This window comes from Aquimarina acroporae, assembly GCF_023195925.1.
In the GTDB taxonomy this organism is placed as follows: Bacteria; Bacteroidota; Bacteroidia; order Flavobacteriales; family Flavobacteriaceae; genus Aquimarina; species Aquimarina acroporae.
In genome coordinates, this window is sequence record NZ_JALPRE010000003.1 from 262,579 (window position 1) to 287,055 (window position 24,477).

Genomic DNA, 24,477 nt, shown 5'->3' on the forward strand with positions numbered 1-24,477 from the left:
TTCACAAGCTACACAATTTTTGAGAGTTTACATACAAAGTATTGGTATAAAAAACTATACGATTTCGTTTTGTAAATGATCTTTTAGCGATGTGTCTTCTGGGATATTCATTTTTTTCTTTAAACGTTTTCTAGCCATTTTTACAGCATGGGTAGATACACTAAGTAATTGAGCAGATTCTTTGATAGATAGATTCAATTTCATCAATAAACAATGTCGAATATCGTTCGAGGATAACTCGGGATATCTTGTGTTAATTTGGGCAGTTATTCCTGGGTATTGAGATTCTATTCTATCCTTTAAAACGGTGAGATCAGAGGTAGAAGAAATAAAGCGTTCTAATCGTTTTTCGGCTTCTACAAGTTCTTCTCGGTTGTTATATTTTATAGCCGAGGATAGATTTTTTTTGATATAACTAAGTTTGTTTAATCGTTCATTTACCGAGATCATAGTAGCTAAAAACTCTTCTTCTCTACTTTGTAAGTGATGTTCCAGTATTTTCTTTTCATTTTCTTTTAGTTGTTCAACCTGCTGCTCACTTTTGTGATATTTTTTATAGAGAAAAACCGACAAGAAAACGACTAACATACTAAATAATCCTATAGCAAGAGAAATAATGTAGAGTTCTTGTTTTTCATTTTTATAAGATAGAATTTCATTATCCTTTGTGAGTAAATCATTCTCGTATTCTTGCTCTAGCAGTTGAATTTTGCCTTCAGATATTTTAGATATATCTTCATTTCGATATTCATATAAACTATCAACTAATGCACCATGTTTTTGGTAATATAGACTAGATTTTTCCCAAGATTCCATACGTTTAAAAATGGCACCTAAATTTTTATAAGCAAATGCTATGTCCATAGGATCATCAGGATTTTTAAGAATAGCATCTTCAAAGTGAACAACAGCTTCGTTGGGGTTTTCTAGGGAGTTATAAATTTTACCTAATACCAATGCGTTAACGGCAGCATAAGAACTTAATTCAGGCTTTGACTCCAGTAGTCCTTTAGCTTCGAAGGCATTTTCTAAAGCTATATCATAATTTCCGAGGCTACGATGTGCATCTGCTATAGATGTAAGTATATAACTAATTTCACCGGTTTGTTCAGAGTCTTTGATTTTTTCGAGATTTGCACTCCACCAGTTTATTGCTTTTCCATATTCTTTTTTGTCAAAATGTGCCATAGCAAGATTACTATAGAGCTTATATTTTAGATCTTCCTGAGTGTTAACAATAGAATCTTGTAATAGCTCTTTAGAATATGCCAAAACTTTATCGGGCTCACCTAAAGAAAGATGACAACCCAAAATATTCATCTTAATAATAAGGGCCATTTTTTTATCACCTCGTTTTAGATTGATCTTATGAGATTTATGAAAATATTTTAATGCCTGATAATGCAAATCTTGATTGGTTAAAATGGTAGCTTTATTATTATAAATGTAAGAGAGAACAAATTCAAGTTCGGGATGTTTTTGAATGAGCTTTTCTCCTTTTTCAAAAACCACATTGGCACTATCATTCATAGAGTTATTCATATAATAAACACCAAGATTTACCAGACCTCGAACTTCTCCTTTGGTATAGTTTACGTGTTTAGATCGTTTAATAAGATTTTTTAGAACATCTCCATTACCAATAAGATCTTGATTGGCGATTTCAAAAAGACTATCGATTTGCTTGATTTGAAACTCAGAATCAATACTGTTTTGTGCAAAGCAAATATTACATAGTAATATCCACAATGGGATAAAGGTGAAGTAGGTTAGGCGTTTCACTTTTTTAGTAGTTAGTTGGACGAATTGTGTGTTACTTTTTTTAAATAAAAATAGTACGCCGTATGTATTCTTTTTTTTTGCGATGTACCCCTAATGTACCCTTAAAAAAATAGAAAGCATACGTTCATATAAGCGTGACTGGGTCACAAAAACTAACGTTAAAAACTTGATAATATTCTCTTTGATGAAATTATTATAACTCTTAAAATTTAAAAGATCAAAAATCTAATTAATCACATTCACACAAATCTAACCATGAAAAAAACAATACTAGTAAGCATTAGGACATGGCAAAATCTTCAATCAATTCTTGTAAATTTCAAGAATACATTTCTATGTCACTTCTCTGAAAAGAAAGCACCTTATCTATTACCGTATCACGATTTGATGCGACAAGAATTCCAAAATATTTAAAAACATAAATACACGATTAGTTGTGTAGATAACCTTCTTTTTTTGGAGGAATTACCTTCGTCTTTTGTAAGGTAAAAAAGTACATATTTTGAGGTAAAATGATGTCTATAAAATGCTGTTATACAGCTTTTTATAATTGAATCACCGACAAGAATTATTGTGCTTTTGAATCCCTAATAATAAGGCTTGTCACTAAACTAACGTTAACTGCTTAAAACCCAAAAAAATAAGTCATGATTCGCATAAACAAACTCTTAATTTTGCTGGTATTTTGTATTTCGATAGTACAATTACAAGCGCAACCAACACCTCCCAATGGAAAAAAATGGGAGAAAGTAGAGGCCCTTTCCGATGAATTTAATGGTAATTCTTTGAACACCTCAAAATGGGCCGTGAATGTTTCTACCTGGATAGGAAGACCTCCAGGTATTTTCAAAAAAAATGCTGTAAAAGTAAAAGATGGTAACCTACAATTCACTGCTTATAAATTAGGATCTTCCGAAACTGTAAATGGAAATGTATATACGCATGCAGGAGCTTTGGTAAGAGCCCTAAAAAGTCAAACCTACGGGTATTATGAGTGTAGAATGAAAGCCAATAAAACGTTTATGTCTTCTACATTTTGGCTCATTAATAAACGAAATGAAGGATCTGGATGTGATGTTCGTGTTACAGAATTAGATATTACTGAAACTGTTGGTGTTAACTCTAATGGCGCAAGTTGGGTAAACAACACTATTAGAAACATGAACTCAAACACGCATAGCCGTGGTACCGTTTGTAACAACACTCCTGTAGGTCAAGAAGGTGGTAAAGCTGGTTTAGGAGAACCTTCCTGGAAAGGATACCATACCTATGGAGCCTGGTGGAAAAGCAAGGATGAAGTGTTGTTTTATCTTGATGGAAAATTCGTGTATAAGATAAAACCACCTGCAGATTTTGATTTACCAATGTACTTGAGATTGGTAACTGAAACCTATGATTGGAACCCTCCTAAGTCTGGTCAAGATGGTATGAATGACACCGCGGCAAATAGAACTACATATTACGACTGGGTACATACCTATAAATTGGTCGATGATAATGGAAGCGGAGGTGAAGACAAAGTAACTTTTAATAATGCTCCAACTACAATTACACCACAGACAAACTATACATTTAATGTAGATTATAAAGCTGCCACAAATAGAGAAGTAGTCGTTGAATTTTGGTCGTCAACCAATTGGCTGGGACAACAACAAGTAACGGTACCAAAAGGTGAAGGCACCCAATCTATAACGGTAAACCTTTCTAATACGCCAGCGGTGGGTGCTGGGTATGTATATAAAGTTCATATACGTCCCGTAGGAACCACATGGAGAGATGCATTAGATCGAGATCAGGTTAACAATGTAGTTATCGAAAATGAAGTCGCTCTCGATGATAAAGTTACATTTAAAACTCCTCCATTAACCATAAACCCGGCAAATGCATATACCTTTAATATGGAATATAGCGCATCGTCCGAAAGAGAAATTGTGGTTAGCTTCTGGAAGAATAACAACTGGATCGCAAGTAAAGTAGAGAAAGTGTCTAAAGGTAGTGGAGTAAAAGCAGTAACAGTCGCGTTGCCTTCATCTCCTGCAATAGGAAGTGGGTATGCATACAAAACCCATATTAGACCAGTAGGAACAAACTGGCAGCAGGCACTAGACAATGATCAGGTAAATAATGTTTCTGTAGTTTCTGCTAATCCTCAGTTGATAGCCAATGGAAGCTATTACATTACTTCATCGGTAAATAATCAAAGATTATTATCAAGAAACATAGAGAATCATAGTGCAAGGATGCATGATCCTGCAGATTTTAATGATCAAAAATGGGTTTTTAATCATTTGGGAGATAATGTATACACTATAAAAAATAGTGGTACCAATAGATATCTTGAGGTTCCTTTTGCCAAATGTGGAAATGGTGAGAATGTTGCTACCTGGACCAGCGCTACAGATGATCATAAGAAATGGAAAGTATCTCAAGGCATCAATGGGGCATATGTTTTAAAGCCAATTCATTGCCTGCAAACTGCTTTAGATAGAGCGGCTGGGGCCAATAATGCCAACGTACAGATATGGGAATCGGATTCTCAAAACAATAACCAAAATTGGAAAATTATAGCTACCAATAGTAATAGGTTAAATAAAAATCTGGATCGTATAGCAGGTCTGTACCCTAATCCGGCAAAAGATATTGTAACGGTTATAGGTCAATACAAAGGAGAAAAAATTATCATTTACAATTTACTGGGTGAAGTTGTTTCTTCTATTGTTTCTAAATCGGATAAGGAAGAAATATCTGTGTCTTCGCTAGAAGCAGGAGTGTATATAATCTCTATAGCCGGAAAGTCTAAACTACAGCTAATCAAGGAATAACATAAGTTTAATTTAAGGAAAAAACGTATAAATTCTACGGAAAAATGATGTCTATAAAGTGTTGATTAGCAGCTCTTTATTATACAGAACTCTTACCAAACGTGGTTGTTTCTTTGGCTTCTTATAATAGGAGATAACTCGTTTGCCGTAGCTTATAAATCAACTTAAAAACTAACGCAAACTCATGAAAAACTTTATGAAAATAGGTGCACTAGCCCTATTGTATTTTTGGTGCAGTACATTGACTGCACAGTTTAACTATGGAGAAGCTTTACAAAAGTCTCTTCTATTTTATGAAACTCAACAATCTGGTATTTTGCCCGACTGGAATAGAATTAGTTGGCGTGCTGATGCTGGAGTTAATGATGGACAAGATGTAGGTCTTGACCTCACCGGTGGATGGCACGATGCAGGAGATCATATTAAATTCGGATTTCCAATGGCCTTTTCAGTCACTGCTCTAAATTGGGGGTATTTAGAGTACAAAGATGGGTATGATGCGACTAATCAAACCGAAATTTTTAAACGTAACATTAAATGGGTAACCGATTATTTTATTAAATGTCACCCAAGTCCGAATGAGTTTTATTCTCAGGTCTCAGAAAAAGGGCAGGATCATAATTTTTGGATGCCAGCAGAAATGGTAGATGTTCATCCAATGTATGGTGTTCGTAAAGCCCATAAATTAACTCCTGCAAACCCTGGTACAGAGATCAGTTGTGAAACTGCTGCCGCTTTAGCATCTGCAAGTATAATCTTTAAAGATAGTGATCCAGCTTACAGCGCAACACTACTACAACATGCTAAGGAATTATATGAATTTGGAGATACCTATAGAGGGTCTTACCATACCGATGGAGGAACTCCGGTAGGGCCAACCTATCCGGCAGGTCCCTACGAAGATGAATTGGTATGGGGAGCATTATGGTTATATCAAGCAACTGGAGATCAGAAATATTTGGATAAAGCCGAGGCAGAATATACCCAACCAGATTTTTTGTGGAGTTTGGTTTGGGATGATAAAGCCTATGGTAATATGGTTTTATTGGCCATTTTAACAGGAAAAGAGCAATATAAAATCGATTCTGAGCGCCATTTAGACTTTTGGCAGCAAGGGGGAGGAATAAACTACTCACCTGGAGGGCAAGCACACCTGTTTCGTTGGGGATCTTTACGTCATTCGATGAATGCATCTCTTACTGCATTAATTTATAGTGATAATGTGAATACTTCCAAAAAACAACAATATCACGATTTTGCTGTTGATCAGGTAAAATATGCTTTAGGAGATAACCCAATTAATAGAAGCTATGTAACTGGATATGGAAATAATCCTCCTACCAAAGTACATCACCGAGGACAGCATAGTAGTTGGAGACGAAGTGAATCAATTCCCGAAGAGTCAAGACACATTCTTTGGGGAGCATTAATTGGTGGTCCCGATTCACCAGATGATGCGTATCTCGAAGATCGTTCAGATTTTGTTGAAAACGAGGTGGCAACAGATTATAACGCATGTTACCAAGGTGTTCTTGCAAGAATGGTAATGGAATTTGGAGGTACACCTCTTTCTAATTTTCCCCAACCTGAAGTGCCTGGATCAGAATTTTTGAATGAAGTTAAGATTAACAGCTCATCTTCAAGATTTACTGAAGTAGCTATTTGGTTAAATAATCGTTCTGCATGGCCTGCTAGAGTTCCGGGTAAATTAACGGCGAGATATTTTATTGATATTTCTGAAGGAATTGCAGCTGGTCTTTCTCCAAATGATTACGAAATCACTTCCAGAGGAGCCGGAAGTGCAGTGGGAGGCTTACAGGCATGGGATGCCGCTAGCAATATTTACTTTGTTGAAGTAGAAGTAGATCAAAATCAAATGCCTTTTCCAGGAGGACAAGGAGAGTATAGAAGTGAGATCCAAATGCGTGTTGGAATTCCGAGCTCAGCAAGTGAAAGTGCATGGGATCCTACCAATGATTTTTCTAGAACAGGCATTGATAACACTTTGAAAATTATTGATAACGTTCCTATATATGTAGATAATCAATTGGTTGGAGGAGTAGAACCAGGAGGAGGAAATACACCTGTAGCTTCTTTTACAGCAACTCCCGATTCAGGAGTAGCACCGCTAGAGGTACAATTTGATGCATCTGCATCATCAGATCCAAATGGAGATGTGCTAACCTATAACTGGAATTTAGGAAATGGAACGACTTCAAATTTGGTAAATCCTTTGGTGACCTATGCAGATATAGGTTCATATTTAGTAACACTTACTGTAAGTGATGGCACAAATATTTCTTCTGAAGCAAGTACAACAATTACAGTAGCCGATGGAAACATTGCACCGGTAGCAGACTTTACTGCTACACCTACCACTGGTGTAGCTCCTGTTACTGTAAGTTTTGATGCAACTGCTTCGACCGATGAAAACGGAGACACACTTACCTATACTTGGGATTTTGGTGATGGAACTTCAGGTTCAGGATTAACCATAGACCATGATTATACGGCAGTTGGAGAATACACTGCAACATTAACCGTAAGCGATGGTAGTAAAGAAGATAGTAAGACCGTTACGATTAACGTTACAGATGGTAGTCCAATAGCGAGTTTTACCGCTAGTGCAGATTCTGGAGTAATCCCTTTTGATATTTCTTTTGATGCATCTACTTCTTCAGACCCAACAGGAGGAACGCTTACATACTCTTGGGATTTTGGAAACGGTCTAACAGCTACTGGAGTTACAGCAACTACTTCTTTTACCCAGGTAGGTACTTATATCGTAAACCTTACTGTAACAAATTCTTTTGGCAGTAGTGTAGAAACAACAACAATAACCGCTACAGATGGTAGTGTGAGTTGCGGATTTGGGACTCCTACCACAGATCCATTACAGAACATCAATGATAGATTCAATAATGTTTATGTTTTAGGGAATGGTGGACCTAACCTAGATAATATTGGGGAATTTTCGATTAATTGGGACCTAGCAAATAATGGGTTATATGTATTTGCGGTGAATACTAATAATGGTCAACCCGATTGGTATGTAGATTTAAGAAGTAACCTTACACATAGCTTTAATACCGCTAGTCCAGATGCTATCTTATCTGGAACTGGAATACCCGGTTTAGATGGCGCATACTGGGTAACACAAGACCAAGGTAATTTTGTGATGGTATCAAAAACAGGAGGTTTTACAATATATTTTACAAACGATACCACTGCTCCCGATTGCGGAGGAACAACTCCCCCAGCGGTTAATGGAGGTACTATTGCCGGTGGACCATTTGAGTTCACAGTAGGAGATGGTATTGTAGATAATGTATCTGGTATTACATTGAGTGGAAATATTGGAGAAACAAGTCAATGGATTGTTACCGATGATCAAGGTAAAATTCTAGGGTTACCACCAGCTCCAGATGTCGTAGATTTCGATGGTGCTGGAGTAGGAAGTTGTTTTATTTATCACATTAGCTATAACGGAACCATTACAGGTCTTGCTGCAGATGGAACATTAACAGGATTAAGTGGTGATTTTGATCTATCAAATAGTATAGAAGTGGTACGAAATCCAGTAGTAGTAATTCCTACTGTAGATGGAGGAACAATTTCCGGAGGACCTTTCGCATTTACTGTAGGAGATGGTATTGCAGATAATGTATCTGGAGTAACATTAACCGGAAATGTAGGAGAAACAAGCCAGTGGATTGTTACCGATGATCAAGGTAAGATTTTAGGATTACCACCAACACCAGAAGCTGTAGATTTCGATGGTGCCGGAGTAGGAAGTTGTTTTATTTATAATATTAGTTACAATGGAACCATTACTGGTCTTGCTGCAGATGGAACATTAACGGGATTAAGTGGTGATTTTGATCTTTCTAACAGTATTGAGGTTGTAAGAAACCCAGTTGCTACAGGAGGAGATTGTACTTTTGGTACACCTATAGCAAATGCTTTACCTTCAGTTAATGCAGAATTTGAAAACATCTATGTATTAGGTAATGGAGGTCCAAACTTAGATAATATTACCAAATTCAATATCAACTGGGATCTATCAAATAATGGACTATATGTATTTGCAATAAATACGAATAACGGTCAACCCGATTGGTATGTAGATTTAAAAGGTAATCTTTCACAAAGTTTTAATTCGGCAAATCCAGATGTAACGTTCACAGGAACAGGAATTACAGGATTAGATGGAGATTACTGGGTTACTTTAGATCAAGGTAATTTTGTGATGGTATCCAAAACAGGAGGCTTTACTATATATTTTAGCACGTCTGCTACTGCGCCAACCTGTGGAGATACTGGTGGAAATACCAACCCTATAGCCGATATTTCTGCTACACCAACTTCAGGAGAGGCTCCTTTACTGGTTTCATTTGATGCTTCGGGATCAACTGATGCAGATGGAGATACGCTTACTTATAGCTGGGACTTTGGAGATGGAAATACTGGAACCGGAGTTACTATCGATAACACATTTGCAACCAAAGGAAATTATGCTGTAACTCTTACAGTTGATGATGGAAATAATGGTCAGGATCAAGCTATAATTTCTATAACGGTAACCGATGGAGATATAATCATCAACCCTCCTACTGGAGATAATGAATATGTGAATCGTTTTATCGAAATGAGAAATGAATTTTATGATCCAGCCAATGGATATTTCAGTGCAGATGGTTCTCCTCATCACTCAATTGAAACATTGATCGTTGAAGCACCAGATTATGGGCATGAGTCTACCAGTGAGTTATATTCATATTGGTTGTGGCTAGAAGTAATGAACGGTAGAGTAACAGGAGATTGGGCACCGCTAGGGAATGTATGGGATAAGATTGAGCAGTTTATCATTCCAACAAATGCAGATCAACCAACCAATGCTGCGTATAACCCTTCATCGCCTGCTGCATATGCAAGCGAGTTTGCATTACCAAGTGATTATCCGGCACCATTAGAATTTAGTGCGCCAGTAGGTGTAGATCCTGTATCAGCAGACTTAACGGCAACTTATGGTCCAGATGTATATCAGATGCACTGGTTACTTGACAATGATAACTTTTATGGATACGGAAATCGTGGAGATGGTGTGAGTACACCTTCTTACATAAACACCTTCCAAAGAGGTGAGCAGGAGTCTGTTTATGAAACCATTCCGCATCCGTCTTGGGAGAGTTTCGATTGGGGAGGAACAAATGGATATTTACCATTGTTTATTCTAGACCAAAACTATGCAAAGCAATGGAGATATACTAGTGCTCCAGATGCCGATGCAAGAGCTGTACAAGCCATGTACTGGGCTCAGGTATATGCCAAAGAACAAGGTACTAGTCTTTCTGCTTTAGATTTAGATAAAGCAACAAAAATGGGAGATTTCCTAAGAATTTCGATGTTTGATAAATATTTCAAACCATTAGGAGTACAAAGTGCAACAAGCGGCGCAGGTAGTGGATATGATAGTGCACATTATCTTATGTCATGGTATATGTCTTGGGGTGGTTCTGCAGATCCGGCATCACAATGGGCATTTAGAATTAGTTCTAGCCATTGTCATTTTGGATATCAAAATCCAATGGCTGCATATGCATTAACACAAATAGATGAATTAAAGCCAACCTCTCAGAATGGTGTAAGAGATTGGACCGAGAGTTTAAAACGACAAATGGAATTTTATACCTGGTTACAGTCTAAGGAAGGTGCAATAGCTGGAGGAGCTACCAATAGCTGGAATGGAGATTATAGCCCTTACCCAGCTGGTAAGTCTACTTTTTACGATATGGCTTATGATGATAATCCTGTGTATGAAGATCCAGGAAGTGGAACATGGTTCGGGTGGCAAGCCTGGTCTATGGAAAGAGTTGCAGAATACTACTACATTACCAATGATGCTATGGCCAAAAATCTTATGGATAAGTGGGCAGCATGGGTGAAGAGCGAAGTACGACTTATTGGAAGTGACGACTTTGAAATTCCAGCTACTTTAGAATGGACAGGAGAGCCTGATACTTGGGATCCGGCAAGTCCGGGTAGCAATAGCGGCTTAAGTGTTACTGTTACCGATTACGGTCAGGATCTTGGTGTTGCCGCATCTATGGCAAAAGCACTAATTTATTATGCCGCTGCAACGCGTAAATATGAAACGTTAGATACAGCTGCAAGAGATCTGGCAAAAGAAGTTCTGGATCGAATGTGGACAACCTACAGAGATGATAAAGGAGTTGCTTCCCTTGAAGATCGTGGTGATTTCTCGAGAATATTTGAGCAAGAAGTATATGTCCCAGCAGGTTTTACAGGAACCATGCCTAATGGAGATGTTATTCAACCAGGTGTATCTTTCTTAGATATAAGATCAGACCTTAAAAATGATCCAGAGTTTGGAAGATTAGAAACTGCTTATAATGCTGGACAAGAATATACACAGCGTTATCACAGAAGTTGGGCTCAAATTGAAGTAGCTCTGGCAAATGCAGAATATGGATTCTTCTTTGCAGAAGATACTACTCCTGCTGGTGCAATTGCGCCTATAGCAGAACCAGAGGTAATGGCAAGTCCAAACCCTGCAAAAAGTTATGTAAACGTATCTACAAAGAAAGGTCTTGAAAACGTTCGCATCCGATTAATCGATCTTACTGGTAACACTCTTAAAGTAGAACATTTTGAGAATTATCAACAAGAAACTCGTTTAGATGTAAATGGGTTGCCTTCTGGATTATATGTTTTAGAAGTTTTTGATTTTAAAACAAATAAAAAGACCAGAAAGAAAATCATTATTACAAAATAAATCATAAACAGGAGAGAGGTAAATGCTTACCTCTCTCTTTTTAATTTATTCACTATACAATGAAAAATACTACTAAAAGTGCAAAAGATATAGCCAGCATGCTATTGGTAATGATAGTTACTATAGCGTTTAGCTACACAACTGCACAACAACAAAATTTCCTTTCTGTTTCGGGTAATAAATTATTCGATAGTAAAGGTAAAGAAGTGCGTTTGACAGGGGTCAATTGGTTTGGCTTCGAGACCCAAAATTATTTTCCGCATGGAATATGGACCCGAGATATGAAAAGTGTGTTACAGCAAATAAAGGATCTAGGATTCAATACGATTCGTGTACCCTGGTGTAATGAAATGCTTAACCCAGGATCGACTATTACAATTCCTTCTTATGGAAGTGATGCATATACAGGGATTTCTCCTATGAACGAAGAAGAATCGACAATAACCAAGCCTATTGAATTGATGGATGTTTTGGTACGATGGTGCCAGGAAAATGACATGAAAATTGTATTAGATAATCACTCTCGTGCGGCAGATGGGTTTTTGAATGAGGAATTTTGGTATACCCCAGAATATTCAGAAGAAAGATGGATCAACGACTGGATTTTTATGGCAGATAGATATAAAGATTTTTCTGCTGTTGTTGGTATGGATTTGAATAACGAACCACATGGGTCAACCTGGGGAGATAGCAATCCAGCAACAGATTGGAACAAAGCCGCTGAGCGATGCGGAAACGCAATTCTAAATGTAAATCCGAATGTGCTTATTATCGTTGAAGGAGTAGGAGAATTCGAAGGAAATTCATACTGGTGGGGAGGACAATTAATGGGAGCAAGACAATACCCAGTCCAATTATCAGATCCTAGTAAGTTGATGTATTCAGCGCATGAATATGGTCCAGAGGTATCACAACAGGATTGGTTCGAAGCTGCAAACTTTCCTCAAAATATGCCAGGTATTTGGAGAGATAACTTTCATTATTTGTACGAAGAAGGAACTTCTCCTTTGTTTTTAGGAGAGTTTGGAATAAAAAACCAAGATGCTTTTGGGGGTATTGCATTTACTTGGTTTACAGAGTTTACAGATTTTATGGGAGACATATACTCCTGGACCTTCTGGAGTATGAATCCTAATTCTGGTGATACCGGAGGGATCTTACAAGACGATTGGTCTTCAGTAAACCAATGGAAACTGGATGTTCTTACCCCACATTTAGCACCTATAATCCCTAATGTAGTTGGAGGTACTGGTAATCGTCCTCCAGTAGCAAGTTTCACAAGCGATGTTATGTCGGGAGATGCTCCGTTAACGGTACAGTTTGATGGCTCTGCTTCTTCAGACCCTGATAATGATGCCTTAACATATTCCTGGAGTTTTGGAGATGGAACTACTGCTACAGGATCAGGGATATCTCATGTTTTTACGCAACCCGGTACATATTTGGTAACTCTTACGGTAAGTGATGGTGCTTTAAATGATACCGATACAAAAACAATTACCGTTACCGATCCAGATACTTCAGTGGTTGTTGATGCCACTTTCTCTTCAAGTAGTGCAGGTGGCGAAGCACCTATTACTATTGCTTTTGATGCATCTACATCTTCAAGTTCTGATGGAAGTGTATTATCTTTTGTATGGGATTTTGGCGATGGAAACACTGGTAACGGCACCAATGTATCGCATCAATACACTGTGGCAGGAAACTATACAGTAACCCTAACGGCTTCAACTTCTTCTGGAAATTCTGATACTGCGACTACTTCAATTATAGTAACAGAACCAATAAATGGAGGGGATTGTTCGTTTGGTGCTCCACAGGCAAATCCATTAGGTACAATTGCGAATGCATCCTACACAAAAAGTTATGTTTTAGGAAGTGGAGGCCCAGATTTAAGTAATGTTACCAATTTTACTATTAATTGGGATTTGACCAATAACGGTTTATGGCAATTTTCTATGAATACAAATAATGGTGTTCCAAGTTGGTGGAACAACCTACTAGATAATACTACTAGTCAAACATTTAACGCACCACAACCGTCAATAACACTCTCTGGAACTGGTTTCGCAAATTTAGACGGTGCATATGATGTGACTATGGATGGGAATAATTTTGTTATGGTATCAAAGACAGCAAACTTCACAATTTATTTTAGCAATAGTGATGTTGCTCCGGTATGCGAAGGTAACAGTAAAGTGGTAGATGTCTTAGATCTCAGAGTTTTTCCAAACCCTGTAATAAATACAATGCAAATTAGTAGAACTTCCTCAATGAAAGGAGCTCGTATTAATGTAGTCGATATTACCGGAAAGATTTTAAAAACAAATATTATTAATACTACTGCTAAGGAAGCATTACTTGATGTTTCAGACCTTAGGTCAGGATTATATTTCCTAAAAGTGTATCAAAACAAAGAAATCGTAACCAAACAAATTATTAAAAAATAAACAGAACCATATTCTAATTGAATAAAAAGAGGAGAGAGAAATTCTATTCTCTCTCCCTTAACCCTAATTATCTCTTAAAACAATCGGGTGCATAGACCTGCATAAACACAAACTCATCTATAATTATGAAGCCTGCATATAGAAAGCGAGCCAGATGGCTGATGCTTTTTAAAAAAACAAATTACCGCATATGGTTTGCTATAGCAATATTCATTTCCTTCGGACTGGTAGTAAAATCTGTCAATCAGATATATGATGGTACTTCGGGTCCAGAAATGACAACACAAACCTGGCCGGCGGGAACTTTTCTAGCCAATTTCCCCGAAGGGGATCGAATTAATACCTACCACCGCAACTACCTAATGATTAACGGGCAGGCGGGTACGGGAATTTGGGATATTTCTAACCCTACTGCACCAAAAAGAGTGCAATTTAGTGACGCTGCAAATAACGGACATCGATGGTGGAAACTCGAAGGAGATCTTTTCTATCGAGAGTACTCTGTTCCCGAAGTTCAGGGAACAGGATATAAATATTTAGATCTTTCTAATATGTTAGACCGTAAACCCGTAACTTCTTCAGATATTTTATATACGGTTTTAGATGGGCAATCGAACTATGACAACCTTGAGACTTTTCCACATACCATAGATGGAAATAGAGTTTTTGACATGAGATCGGGGGCTCAAGTAGACGACATTCCCGCGTCAGTGGGTTTGCCAGATGTTGTCGTTCGGGTGGGAAACTATGTGTTTTATGCTCCGCAAACGGGAGATATAAGTGTATTTGATTTTGGAAACCCTAATGATATCAAATTTCTGGGTTCTTTTGGGGGAGATATTCCACATGAACAATATAGCACAGGAATTCAACTTTGGAGAAATTATTTGGTCTTTATGAGTGGAAATCAAGGTCCAGATGCTTTGGTAGGGTTCGATATTAGCGATCCAACCAATGTTAAGAGAGGGTTTAGCTTACATTCAGATCAGATTACTTTGGGGCGGTATATGATTTTTCAAGATGAATTTGGATTCTCAGGAAGGTTTGACCGAGGGGTAAAGTTCAATTTTGAAACTATGGAAATTGAACAAGAATTTTTTCCGCCGTCTAGTGATGAAACGCTTCAGTTTATAGATAATCAATGGATGCCAATCGGACATATTTTAGTGGCAAGTGGTGATGACAAAACATCGATTTTCGCGCATCAAGATGGTTTAGATACTAATCCTCCTTCTGTAGGTCATCATTTCCCTAAAGCTGGTGCGATTAATCAACCCGTAACCTCTACTATAGGTTTTGTGATTAATGAAACTTTAAAAGATTTAACGCTGAATGATCAAACTATCCAAGTAAGTCCTTTGGGAGGAGAACCTATAAAAGGCGATGTTACGACAACCTCATATCAGGTAATTAATTATGCTCCAAAAGAGAAGTTATTGCCAAACACTACGTATGAGGTAAAATTTGTAGAAGGGGGTATAAAAGATGCAGTTGGAAACGGAATGGAAGAATATATTTTCTATTTCACCACAGGAGGGGATACTACAAACCAATCTCCCAAGGTAACACAAATAGAGTTAAATAAACCATCTCCTATAGCTATTGGCAGTTTGATAGAGTTTACTGCTCAAGCAACAGATCCAGATGGAAACCCGTTGAGTTACCGATGGGATTTTGGTGATGGATCTCCAAAAACTGAATGGACCGGGAATACGGTTACACATACTTTTACAGAATCAGGAAATTATACTGTTCAGGTTCAGGTATCAGATAATAATGGAGGATTTGTAGTTGCCTCCCAATCTTTGGTGGTAACAGATAGTTTAAACAACACTTTACCTACCCAATCGGGACCAATTACTGTTGATGAGATAAACAGAATCGTTTGGTCTGTAAATCCTGACAATAATTCGGTTACTTTAATAGATGCAGATGATTTATCAATTATAAAAGAAGTAACTATAGGAGACGATCCTATAAGTGTAGCATTAGATATAAATAACAATGCCTGGATAACCTGTAGAGATTCTGATGAATTATATGTTCTTAATAGCCAAGGGGTGATTCAAAAAAGAATTTCTTTAGATGCGGGTTCTCGTCCTTATGCAGTTGTTTTTACTCCAAACGGAGAAAAAGGCTTTGTTTCGGCTTTTGGGTCAGGAAAAATCATAGAAATTTCTTCAGCAACAAATACCATTGTTACCTCTTTTGAAATAGGAGAAACACCTAGAGCACTAGCAATTACAGGAGATAGCAAAACCTTATTGGTGACCAGGTTTATTTCTGAAGATACTGAAGGTCAAATTTGGGAAATAGATATCAACACAAGAACACTTAAAAACACTATTGCACTTCCCTTAGATGATTTTACCCAGGACAATGGAAATGCAGGTAGAGGGTTACCAAATTATGTCTCTGGATTAACGATTCATCCTAATAATAATACAGCATGGTCGGTTGCTAAGAAAGACAATATTTTGAGGGGGTTGTCAAGAGATGGCCAGGCACTTACATTCGATAATGTTGTTCGAACAGCGATTTCTCCAATAAACTTGGTTAGTAGTACTGAAATTGTATCAAACAGATTAGATATCGATAACCATGGGCAACCCTCTTCTGCATTGTTTAGCCCAAACGGAAATTATCTTTTTATCACTATGCAGGGTAATAATAGAATAATTGTTTTAGATCCTAAACGAGGGTTAGAATTGGTGAAAAAAGATGTTGGAAAAGCCCCGCAGGGGCTGGCAGTTGATCGAACTACCAATAGACTTTTTGTAAAAAATTTTATGGATAGAAGCCTTACCGTTTTTGATGCCGATCAAATGATCAAAAGTGGTACTGCAACTTTAGAAAAAATTTCTTCGATAAGTACTGTAAATCAAGAGAATTTGAGTCCGGTAGTACTAAAAGGGAAACAAATTTTTTATGATGCGGCAAATCTAAAAATGGGAACAGATGGGTATATAAGTTGTGCCAGTTGCCATATCGATGGTACGCAAGATGGAAGAACCTGGGACTTCACCGATCGCGGAGAAGGATTAAGAAATACAATTTCGCTTATTGGGCGATCCGGAACCGCACACGGAAGAGTACATTGGAGTGCCAATTTTGATGAAATTCAGGATTTCGAAAATGATATTCGTTTCCATTTCAAAGGGCAAGGATTTATGAGTAATGCCGATTTTAATGAAGGCACTACGGCTTTATCTTTAGGAAACCCAAAGGCTGGGAAATCTGCAGATCTAGATGCTTTAACGGCATATATAGAGTCACTAAATTCTTTTGATCCAAGTCCATATAGAAACCCAGATGGATCACTTACAGCCCAAGGAGTAGCAGGAAAATCCTTGTTTGAAGACCTGAAATGTAATTCTTGTCATAGCGGAGCAAGCTTTACAGATAGTAACTCGGGGAAATTACATGATGTAGGAACCATAGTTGCAAATAGTGGAAATAGACTTCAAAAACCTCTTTTGGGAATTGATGTTCCTACACTAAAAGATGTATGGGCTACTGCCCCGTACCTGCACAATGGAGTGGCAAAAACAATTAAAGAAGTGCTTACTACGTATAATGTTGATGGTGCACATGGAGATGTATCTACGCTAAGTCAAACTCAAATCGATCAATTGGAAGCCTATATAAAGCAAATTGATGGATCTGAAACGGGAACAACGTCTGCACAGACATTGGAGATGACTTCTCCTATTGATGGAGCAAAAATAGACACTTCAGACCCTATACAATTAAAGGTAAATACAACCATTCAGGGAATTACCAAAATTCAATATTTCATAGATAATGATTTGATCGAAGAGGTTACAACTCCGCCATTCGAATCTACTTGGAACCCCATTATATGGAAGTCATATAATATAGCGGCAAAAGTATTCTATAACAATGGAAATACTGCCTCGGTTACTCCAGAGGTAAATGTAAAATTTAAGAACACCATTAACGTGATGTTTGTGGTTGGTGATAAGAACAACCTTTCAGGAGAAGATCAACGCATTAAATCCCGATTAGAGCAAAAACTAGGGTTTTTAATAACCTTGTTTTCAGATGAAGAAGCAACCAGTCCGCAAACTGCAAATCCTTATGACTTGGTTCTGGTATCATCAACGGTAGATCCCAGAGAATTGGGAAATGATCTTGAGGGAGCTCGAGTTCCATTAATTACCTGGAACCCTTTTATGTATGGTAAATTGCGAATGACTTCTGGAGAATTAAATACCGGTTATGGAATTACTCCCGATGGATTTTCAAATATTACGGTAACAGCACCAAGCCACCCTATGGCAGCTGGTGCTGGGGTTCAAACAGCATTATATTCAATTACACAAAGTTTGCCTTTTGGAAATCCTACGGATGAGGCTATAATAATTGCGAAAGCGGGTACGCGACCTATCTTGTTCGGGTATGAACCGAGTATTGCTATTCCGTCAAGGCGAGTGGCTTTCCCTTTACGGGACCAGTTTATGCATTTACTCACCGATCAAGGTCTTAAAATGTTTGATGCAGCCGTGCTATGGACCTTACATGGGGGAGATGCTGATACACCAATTGGTCCATTACCAGATGTATATTTTAAGTCACCTGTAGAAGGGCAAATGGTAAACACACCATTAACGATTAATTTCGAAACAGAAGGCTGGGATTTACCTTCCCAGCAATATAAACTTAGATTTAAAATTGATGGACAAGATAGAGGTTTGATTACCGCTGAAGGACCACACGCAGATGGAACAACATTATCTGAAGGCCCTCATGAGTTGACTCTGCAGATGGAACGAAGTGATAATTCACCAACAGACTTGGGAGAGACCATTACCGTAATGGTCACCAATGATCCTTTGCCACAAAACCCAACGGTAATCATTCAGTCACCATCAAACGGAGGATTAGTAGGACCTGACTTTAATATCGAGTTTTCAACCTTTTTGTGGGATATCGAACCTGGAGGACAGCATGTAAAATACTTTGTAGATGACATAGAACAAGGTACATTGTTTACATTAGATCCTATACCCGTAAGTAATCTGTCTGAAGGGCCACATACTATAAAACTTGTACTTGCAAAGGCAAATGGAGAAATTACTGGTGATCCAACAGAAATAACGGTTACTGTCGATAAGAGATTCAGCAATTTGCCAGAAACGGATTTTAGTGTCGAGTATAGAGACAATAGTTCAGGGATAACGACCGTCGAGTTAAAACCGGTTTTTCAAGTAGTAAGCGAATCTGTTCAGAACTTACCTTTAAGTGATTTCACGATAAGGTATTGGTTTACACCAGAGGCAAATGTTCCTATGAGTTTTAACATTGACTATGCACAAGTGACAGGAGTAACAGGAGCCTATGGCATTCAAGGAACAGAAAATTATCTAGAACTTGGTTTTGCAAGTTCTTCTGGAGATTTACCTGCCAACGGAAAATCTGGACAAATACAAACACGTTTGCATCATTCGGGGTTTCAGTCTCATAATCAAAACAATGATTTCTCATATGATGCTGGAAAAACATCATTACAACCTCATGTATTAGTGACTTTATACTACAAAGGAAACTTAGTCTGGGGATTAGAACCGGGAGGAGACGGTTCTCCTATTCCTAACAGACCACCAAATGCTAAAATAACTTCAGACGCCACTTCTGGTGCTGTTCCATTTACAGTTAATATGGAGGCTTCTACTTCAAGCGACCCAGATGGTGATCTATTGACGTATACCTGGGATTTAGGTAATGGTGAAACTGCAACTGGAGCAGTGGTGTCATACACCTATCAACAGGCTGGAAATTATGAGGTAGTTCTTACTGCCGATGATGGTAATGGTGCTACAGATACCGAACAACTTACCGTATCGGCCACCGATCCACCACCAGTTTTGGAGGCAAATTTTACAGCTACACCAACGTTGGGGACGGTTCCTTTACTGGTAAGTTTTGATGCATCTTCCTCAATTTTTGCAAGTAATGCTATAGTGACGTATTCATGGGATTTTGGTGATGGAAATACGAGCACCGAAGAAAACCCGACTCATACCTATACACAATCAGGGTCTTATGCAGCTGTACTTACTATAAGCGATGGAGCAAATTCTGATGTTTCAGAAATTGTAACCATTACCGTTAATGATACTTCTACTCCGGTTGCAACCGCAAGTATTTCGGTAGATTCTTCGGTAGCAACGGCACCAGCAACGATTAATTTTGATGGTTCTGCATCTACCATATCAGATGGTAGTGTACTTACCTATAGTTGGGATTTTGGTGACGGAACCGTAGGTTCGGGTCAATTGTTATCACATGAGTATGCGGCTGCTGGAGATTATATAGTTCGTTTAGAGGTATCGAATGTAGCTGGAATTTCAGATGCGACCACGACAAATATTCAAATCAATGAACCGGTAACTGGAGGAAATAGTTGTGATTTTGGGACACCATTGCCAAATGCCCTACCTAGTGTCGAAAATACCACTTATAACAATATCTATGTTTTAGGAACGGGTGGACCTGATTTAGGCAATGTAACCAATTTAACCATGAACTGGAGTCTTGAAAATAATGGTTTATGGCAATTTTCTATGAACACGAATAATGGGGTGCCAAGTTGGTGGATAGATTTAACGGCGTTTATTACCAATCAAACTTTTAATAGTGTTCAACCAGAAGTAACACTTTCTGGAACAGGGTTTGGCAATTTGGATGGAACCTATTATGTAGCTAAAGATGGTGATAATTTTGTTCTGGTTGCTAAAGGAGGAAGCTTTTCAATTTACTTCAGTAATAGCGCTACTTCTCCTAATTGTGAAAGTGCAATAAAAGCTTCAAATACAGCAGAGATCACTCATTTGACCACATTCCCTAATCCCTTTATTAATGAGGTTACTTTGGGAAGTAATACGAGCTTGAAAGGAGCTAATATTACGCTAATAGATTTCAATGGACGCGTGGTACTATCGAATGAAATTAGAAAAGACGTACATCAATTCAAATTGGTTACCGATGGAATAGAATCAGGAATGTACTTTCTGCGAATAGATTCCAATAACCAAACAATTGTAAGACAGATTTTAAAGTATAAATAGGTGTGAAACAACACTGTTTATCTAGAATGTAACAATCAATAAACCGACTAACTATAACACAAAAATGAAAACAACAGCAATTAGAAAGATTTTTATACTAAACTTTCTTTTGATTTTAAATGTGAGTTTTATGAACGCTCAATTGACCCCTCCACCTGGTTTTGTATATACCGAAGGAGATAAATTCATGCTCGACGGAAAGCCATTTTATTTCTCAGGAGCCAATGTCTATGATTTTTTTACTTATGGATCTTCTAGCGGAGATATAGAAACACAGTTTATGGATAAAAATCGTATCGATGAACATATGCGAAGACTTTATAAAAACGGGATTCGAGTAGTACGTTTATGGGGATTTAGTCATGAAGACTGGCATGGTTTTGAACCTCAAAAAGGAGTGTATAGCGAAGGCCAATTTTCCTTGTTTGATTATGTGGTAAAATCAGCTGAAGCCAATGGGATTAAACTAATAGTCGCCCTTGAAAATTATTGGAACGATTACGGAGGAATAAAAGATCGTTTAAAGTGGGAAGGAATTGATGTGCAAGGTGCAGGAATTCATGATCAGGGGCAGTTTTTTACAAATAGGTCTGCTATAGAAGGGTATAAGAATTATGTAGAATATTTTATTACTAGAGTAAATCATTATGACGGAGTAGAATATAGAAACGATCCTACCATTTTAGCATGGGAACTAATGAACGAACCCAGATATCAAGGGTTTGGCGATGATTTAGCTTCAGAAACTTTAAGAGCCTGGGTAGATGAGATGGGAGCATTTATCAAGACCATAGACCCTAATCATCTGCTAGGTACTGGTCTGGAAGCTCATGGTTTGAAATATGGTTTTGGAGGTGATGAGGGAAATGACTTTATTAAAATTCATGAATCTCCTTATGTAGATTTTACTTCTGCTCACCCCTACATAAGAGAAAGCTGGTCTAATTTTACTTTGGAGCAAACTATGAAACTTATGGCCCAATGGGCAGATGAATCGCACAATATTATAAAAAAACCATTGTATATAGGTGAGTTTAATGTAGAAATACAGGAACGCTTTGAATGGTGGGAAGAGATGTACAGTTTTATTGAAGAAAATAAAATTGGTGCAAGTGGATTCTGGTGGTTTCCAGACAATAATACCCCCAGAGATAAATTTGCAGTGTTTGAAGGAGATGTAGAAGTGGCTATTTATAAAGAGCATGCCTTACGAATGGAAGAAATGTCTGGAGGAGAGGCGATTTATCTTTCATTGCTTTCTCCCAAATCTGGTGACAAGTTTGTTTCAGGTAGCGAGGTGCATGTTGAAGCTAATCTTCTAAATGAAAATAATACTATTGCTAAAGTTGAATTCTTTAGTAACGGAGAGTTAGTAGGTGAAGATGTTTTTGCGCCATACGAACTCGATTTGCAAGGATTGCCAGATGGACAATATAGGATCACTGCGGTGGCTACTGGGATAAATGGTATTAAAAAGGAATCTACACCCCGAAATATAGAAATTGGAGGAGATGGCGTATTAACCGTTGAGTATAAAGATGCTTCTTCAGGAACCATAAGTAATGTAATTAAACCACATTTTAGGCTATTTAATAATTCGTCTCAAGATGTTTCGTATGCAGATTTAAGTATACGCTATTGGTTTGAAACAGAAGAGGATAAGCCGCTTAGCTTTTTTATGGACTATGCAATGATAGGAAGTGAAAATGTGAAAGGTAATATCGTAAATACAGGAGGTAATATGCACTATTTGGAAATTACCTTTGATCCTGCTGCAGGAGTTTTGGGTAGAAATGATGGTTCAGGAAGAATGGAACCTAAAATTGCAAATAGTACATGGTCTGATACAGATCAGTCTAATGATTATTCATATGATGGAACCAAAAAGGACTTTGCTCCATGGGAAAAAGTTGCTTTGTACTTAAACGGGAAGTTGGTTAGCGGTATAGAACCAGGTACTACGGTCGATACTCCAATAGCTCAGATAACATCCTCTGTTAATTCAGGAAATGGTCCGTTAACCGTTACTTTTGATGCGTCTGGGTCTTCAGATCCAAATGGTGATACACTATCCTATACTTGGGATTTGGGTAATGGAATTACTAAAACCGGAGTGACAATCGATCATGAGTTTGTCGACTTTGGAGATCAGTTGGTTACTCTTACCGTTGCTGATCCCAGTGGTAATACCGATACCGATACAATTGTGATTACTGTAATCGATCCAAATCAAAGACCAGTTGCCGCATTTGTAAACGATAATGAAACCGGTATTGCTCCAGTCACTATTGCTTTTGATGCTTCGGGTTCTTCCGATCCGGACAATGATGCGCTAACCTATACTTGGGATTTTGGTAATGGCGCAACAGCAACAGGAGTAACAACTACCTATGAGTATATCGAGGAAGGTACGTTTGAAGTTATCCTTACTGTTAGCGATGGTAAATTAGAAGATGCGGCTACCAAAACTATTACAATTACAACTGAAAACCCAGTGGCAAGTATTGCAACAAGTGCAACTACCGGCGTAGCTCCTTTTGAAGTTACCTTTGATGCTTCGGGATCTATAGATCCTAGAGGAAATGCACTTACCTATACCTGGGATTTTGGAGATGGAACTAGTGCTACAGGACAGCAAGTAACACATACTTTTACCACGGCGGGAATATTTACCGTTGAGTTAACAGTGAATAACGGAATTGGCGGAACAGATACTACCACTACTAATATTGAAGTACATACAATACCTGTTTTGTCAGACCTTAGTGTGGAGTATAGAGAAGGAGGAAACGGAAATGCCAACGACAATATGATTAACCCTCATTTACAAATCGTAAATAACGGTAGCGAAGCGGTTGCTTACAATAATCTTACGATAAGGTATTGGTTTACTTCGGAAGAAAATAATAATCTTAATTTTTGGTGTGATTGGGCACAATTAGGAGCAGGGTTTGTAAACGGAACCTTTGCTGAAGCAAATGGAATGAATTATCTCGAAATTTCGTTTGATCCGGCTGCCGGTGGAGTCGATGCACTTCAGAATTCGGGACCTATTCAGGCTCGTTTTGCCAAAGCAAATTGGTCCTCTTTTGACGAAACCGATGATTACTCATATAACCCATTATCAAATAGTTATAGTGTAAACGATAAAATTACATTGTACTTAAACGGGAGCTTAGTTTGGGGAGTAGAGCCGGTAAGTGTTCAAAACATAGCAGCAAATACAAGCATTGTTGTTTCTCCTAATCCTGTGGTGAGCGAACTTAAACTTAATACAGACAATACTTTTAAAAATGCAACGATAAAAGTGATCGATTTTTCAGGAAAAATATTCCAGGAAAAACAGATTCATGAAAATATAGATTTTACCAGCTTAGACTTTAGCCAATTAAGAAAAGGGGTCTATTTCGTTCAGATTATAAAAGGAAATCAGGTGACCGTAAAACAGATTATAAAGTAGATTGAAAAAGAAAAATTTCAAAAACAAATACTAACTCATATGGAACGAATTCTAGCAGCTATGCTTCAAATTTTAA

6 protein-coding genes are annotated in these 24,477 nt (G+C 37.8%); 5 read left to right on the forward strand and 1 reads right to left on the reverse strand.

The features are described 5' to 3' along the window. Positions 1 to 54: 54 nt before the first annotated feature. Positions 55 to 1,782: a tetratricopeptide repeat protein gene (locus M0D21_RS05820; RefSeq protein WP_248327510.1), complete on the reverse strand. Its 1,728-nt coding sequence runs from the start codon at positions 1,780 to 1,782 to the stop codon at positions 55 to 57. A gap of 647 nt (positions 1,783 to 2,429) precedes the next feature. On the opposite strand from M0D21_RS05820, the gene M0D21_RS05825 reads away from it, so the two are divergent. From M0D21_RS05825 to M0D21_RS05845, 5 genes are all read left to right on the forward strand, one after another. Next, entirely contained in the window at positions 2,430 to 4,604 is a 2,175-nt protein-coding gene (locus M0D21_RS05825; protein WP_248327511.1) for an RICIN domain-containing protein, read from the forward strand. A 184-nt stretch (positions 4,605 to 4,788) separates the two neighbouring features. Continuing rightward, on the forward strand, positions 4,789 to 11,400 hold the full coding sequence (locus tag M0D21_RS05830; protein ID WP_248327512.1) for a glycoside hydrolase family 48 protein: 6,612 nt from the start codon (positions 4,789 to 4,791) through the stop codon (positions 11,398 to 11,400). Between the two features lie 59 nt (positions 11,401 to 11,459). Beyond that, complete coding sequence (locus tag M0D21_RS05835) at positions 11,460 to 13,850, forward strand: cellulase family glycosylhydrolase (protein WP_248327513.1); 2,391 nt, start codon at positions 11,460 to 11,462, stop codon at positions 13,848 to 13,850. Positions 13,851 to 13,975: 125 nt separating this feature from the next. Further along, a complete protein-coding gene (locus M0D21_RS05840) occupies positions 13,976 to 20,941 on the forward strand; it encodes a PKD domain-containing protein (RefSeq protein ID WP_248327514.1) in 6,966 nt (2,321 codons plus the stop codon). 130 nt (positions 20,942 to 21,071) lie between these two features. After that, the gene (locus M0D21_RS05845) at positions 21,072 to 24,401 is read left to right on the forward strand and encodes a PKD domain-containing protein (RefSeq protein ID WP_248327515.1); all 3,330 of its coding nucleotides are present in this window, start codon (positions 21,072 to 21,074) and stop codon (positions 24,399 to 24,401) included. The last annotated feature ends 76 nt before the right edge of the window (positions 24,402 to 24,477 follow it).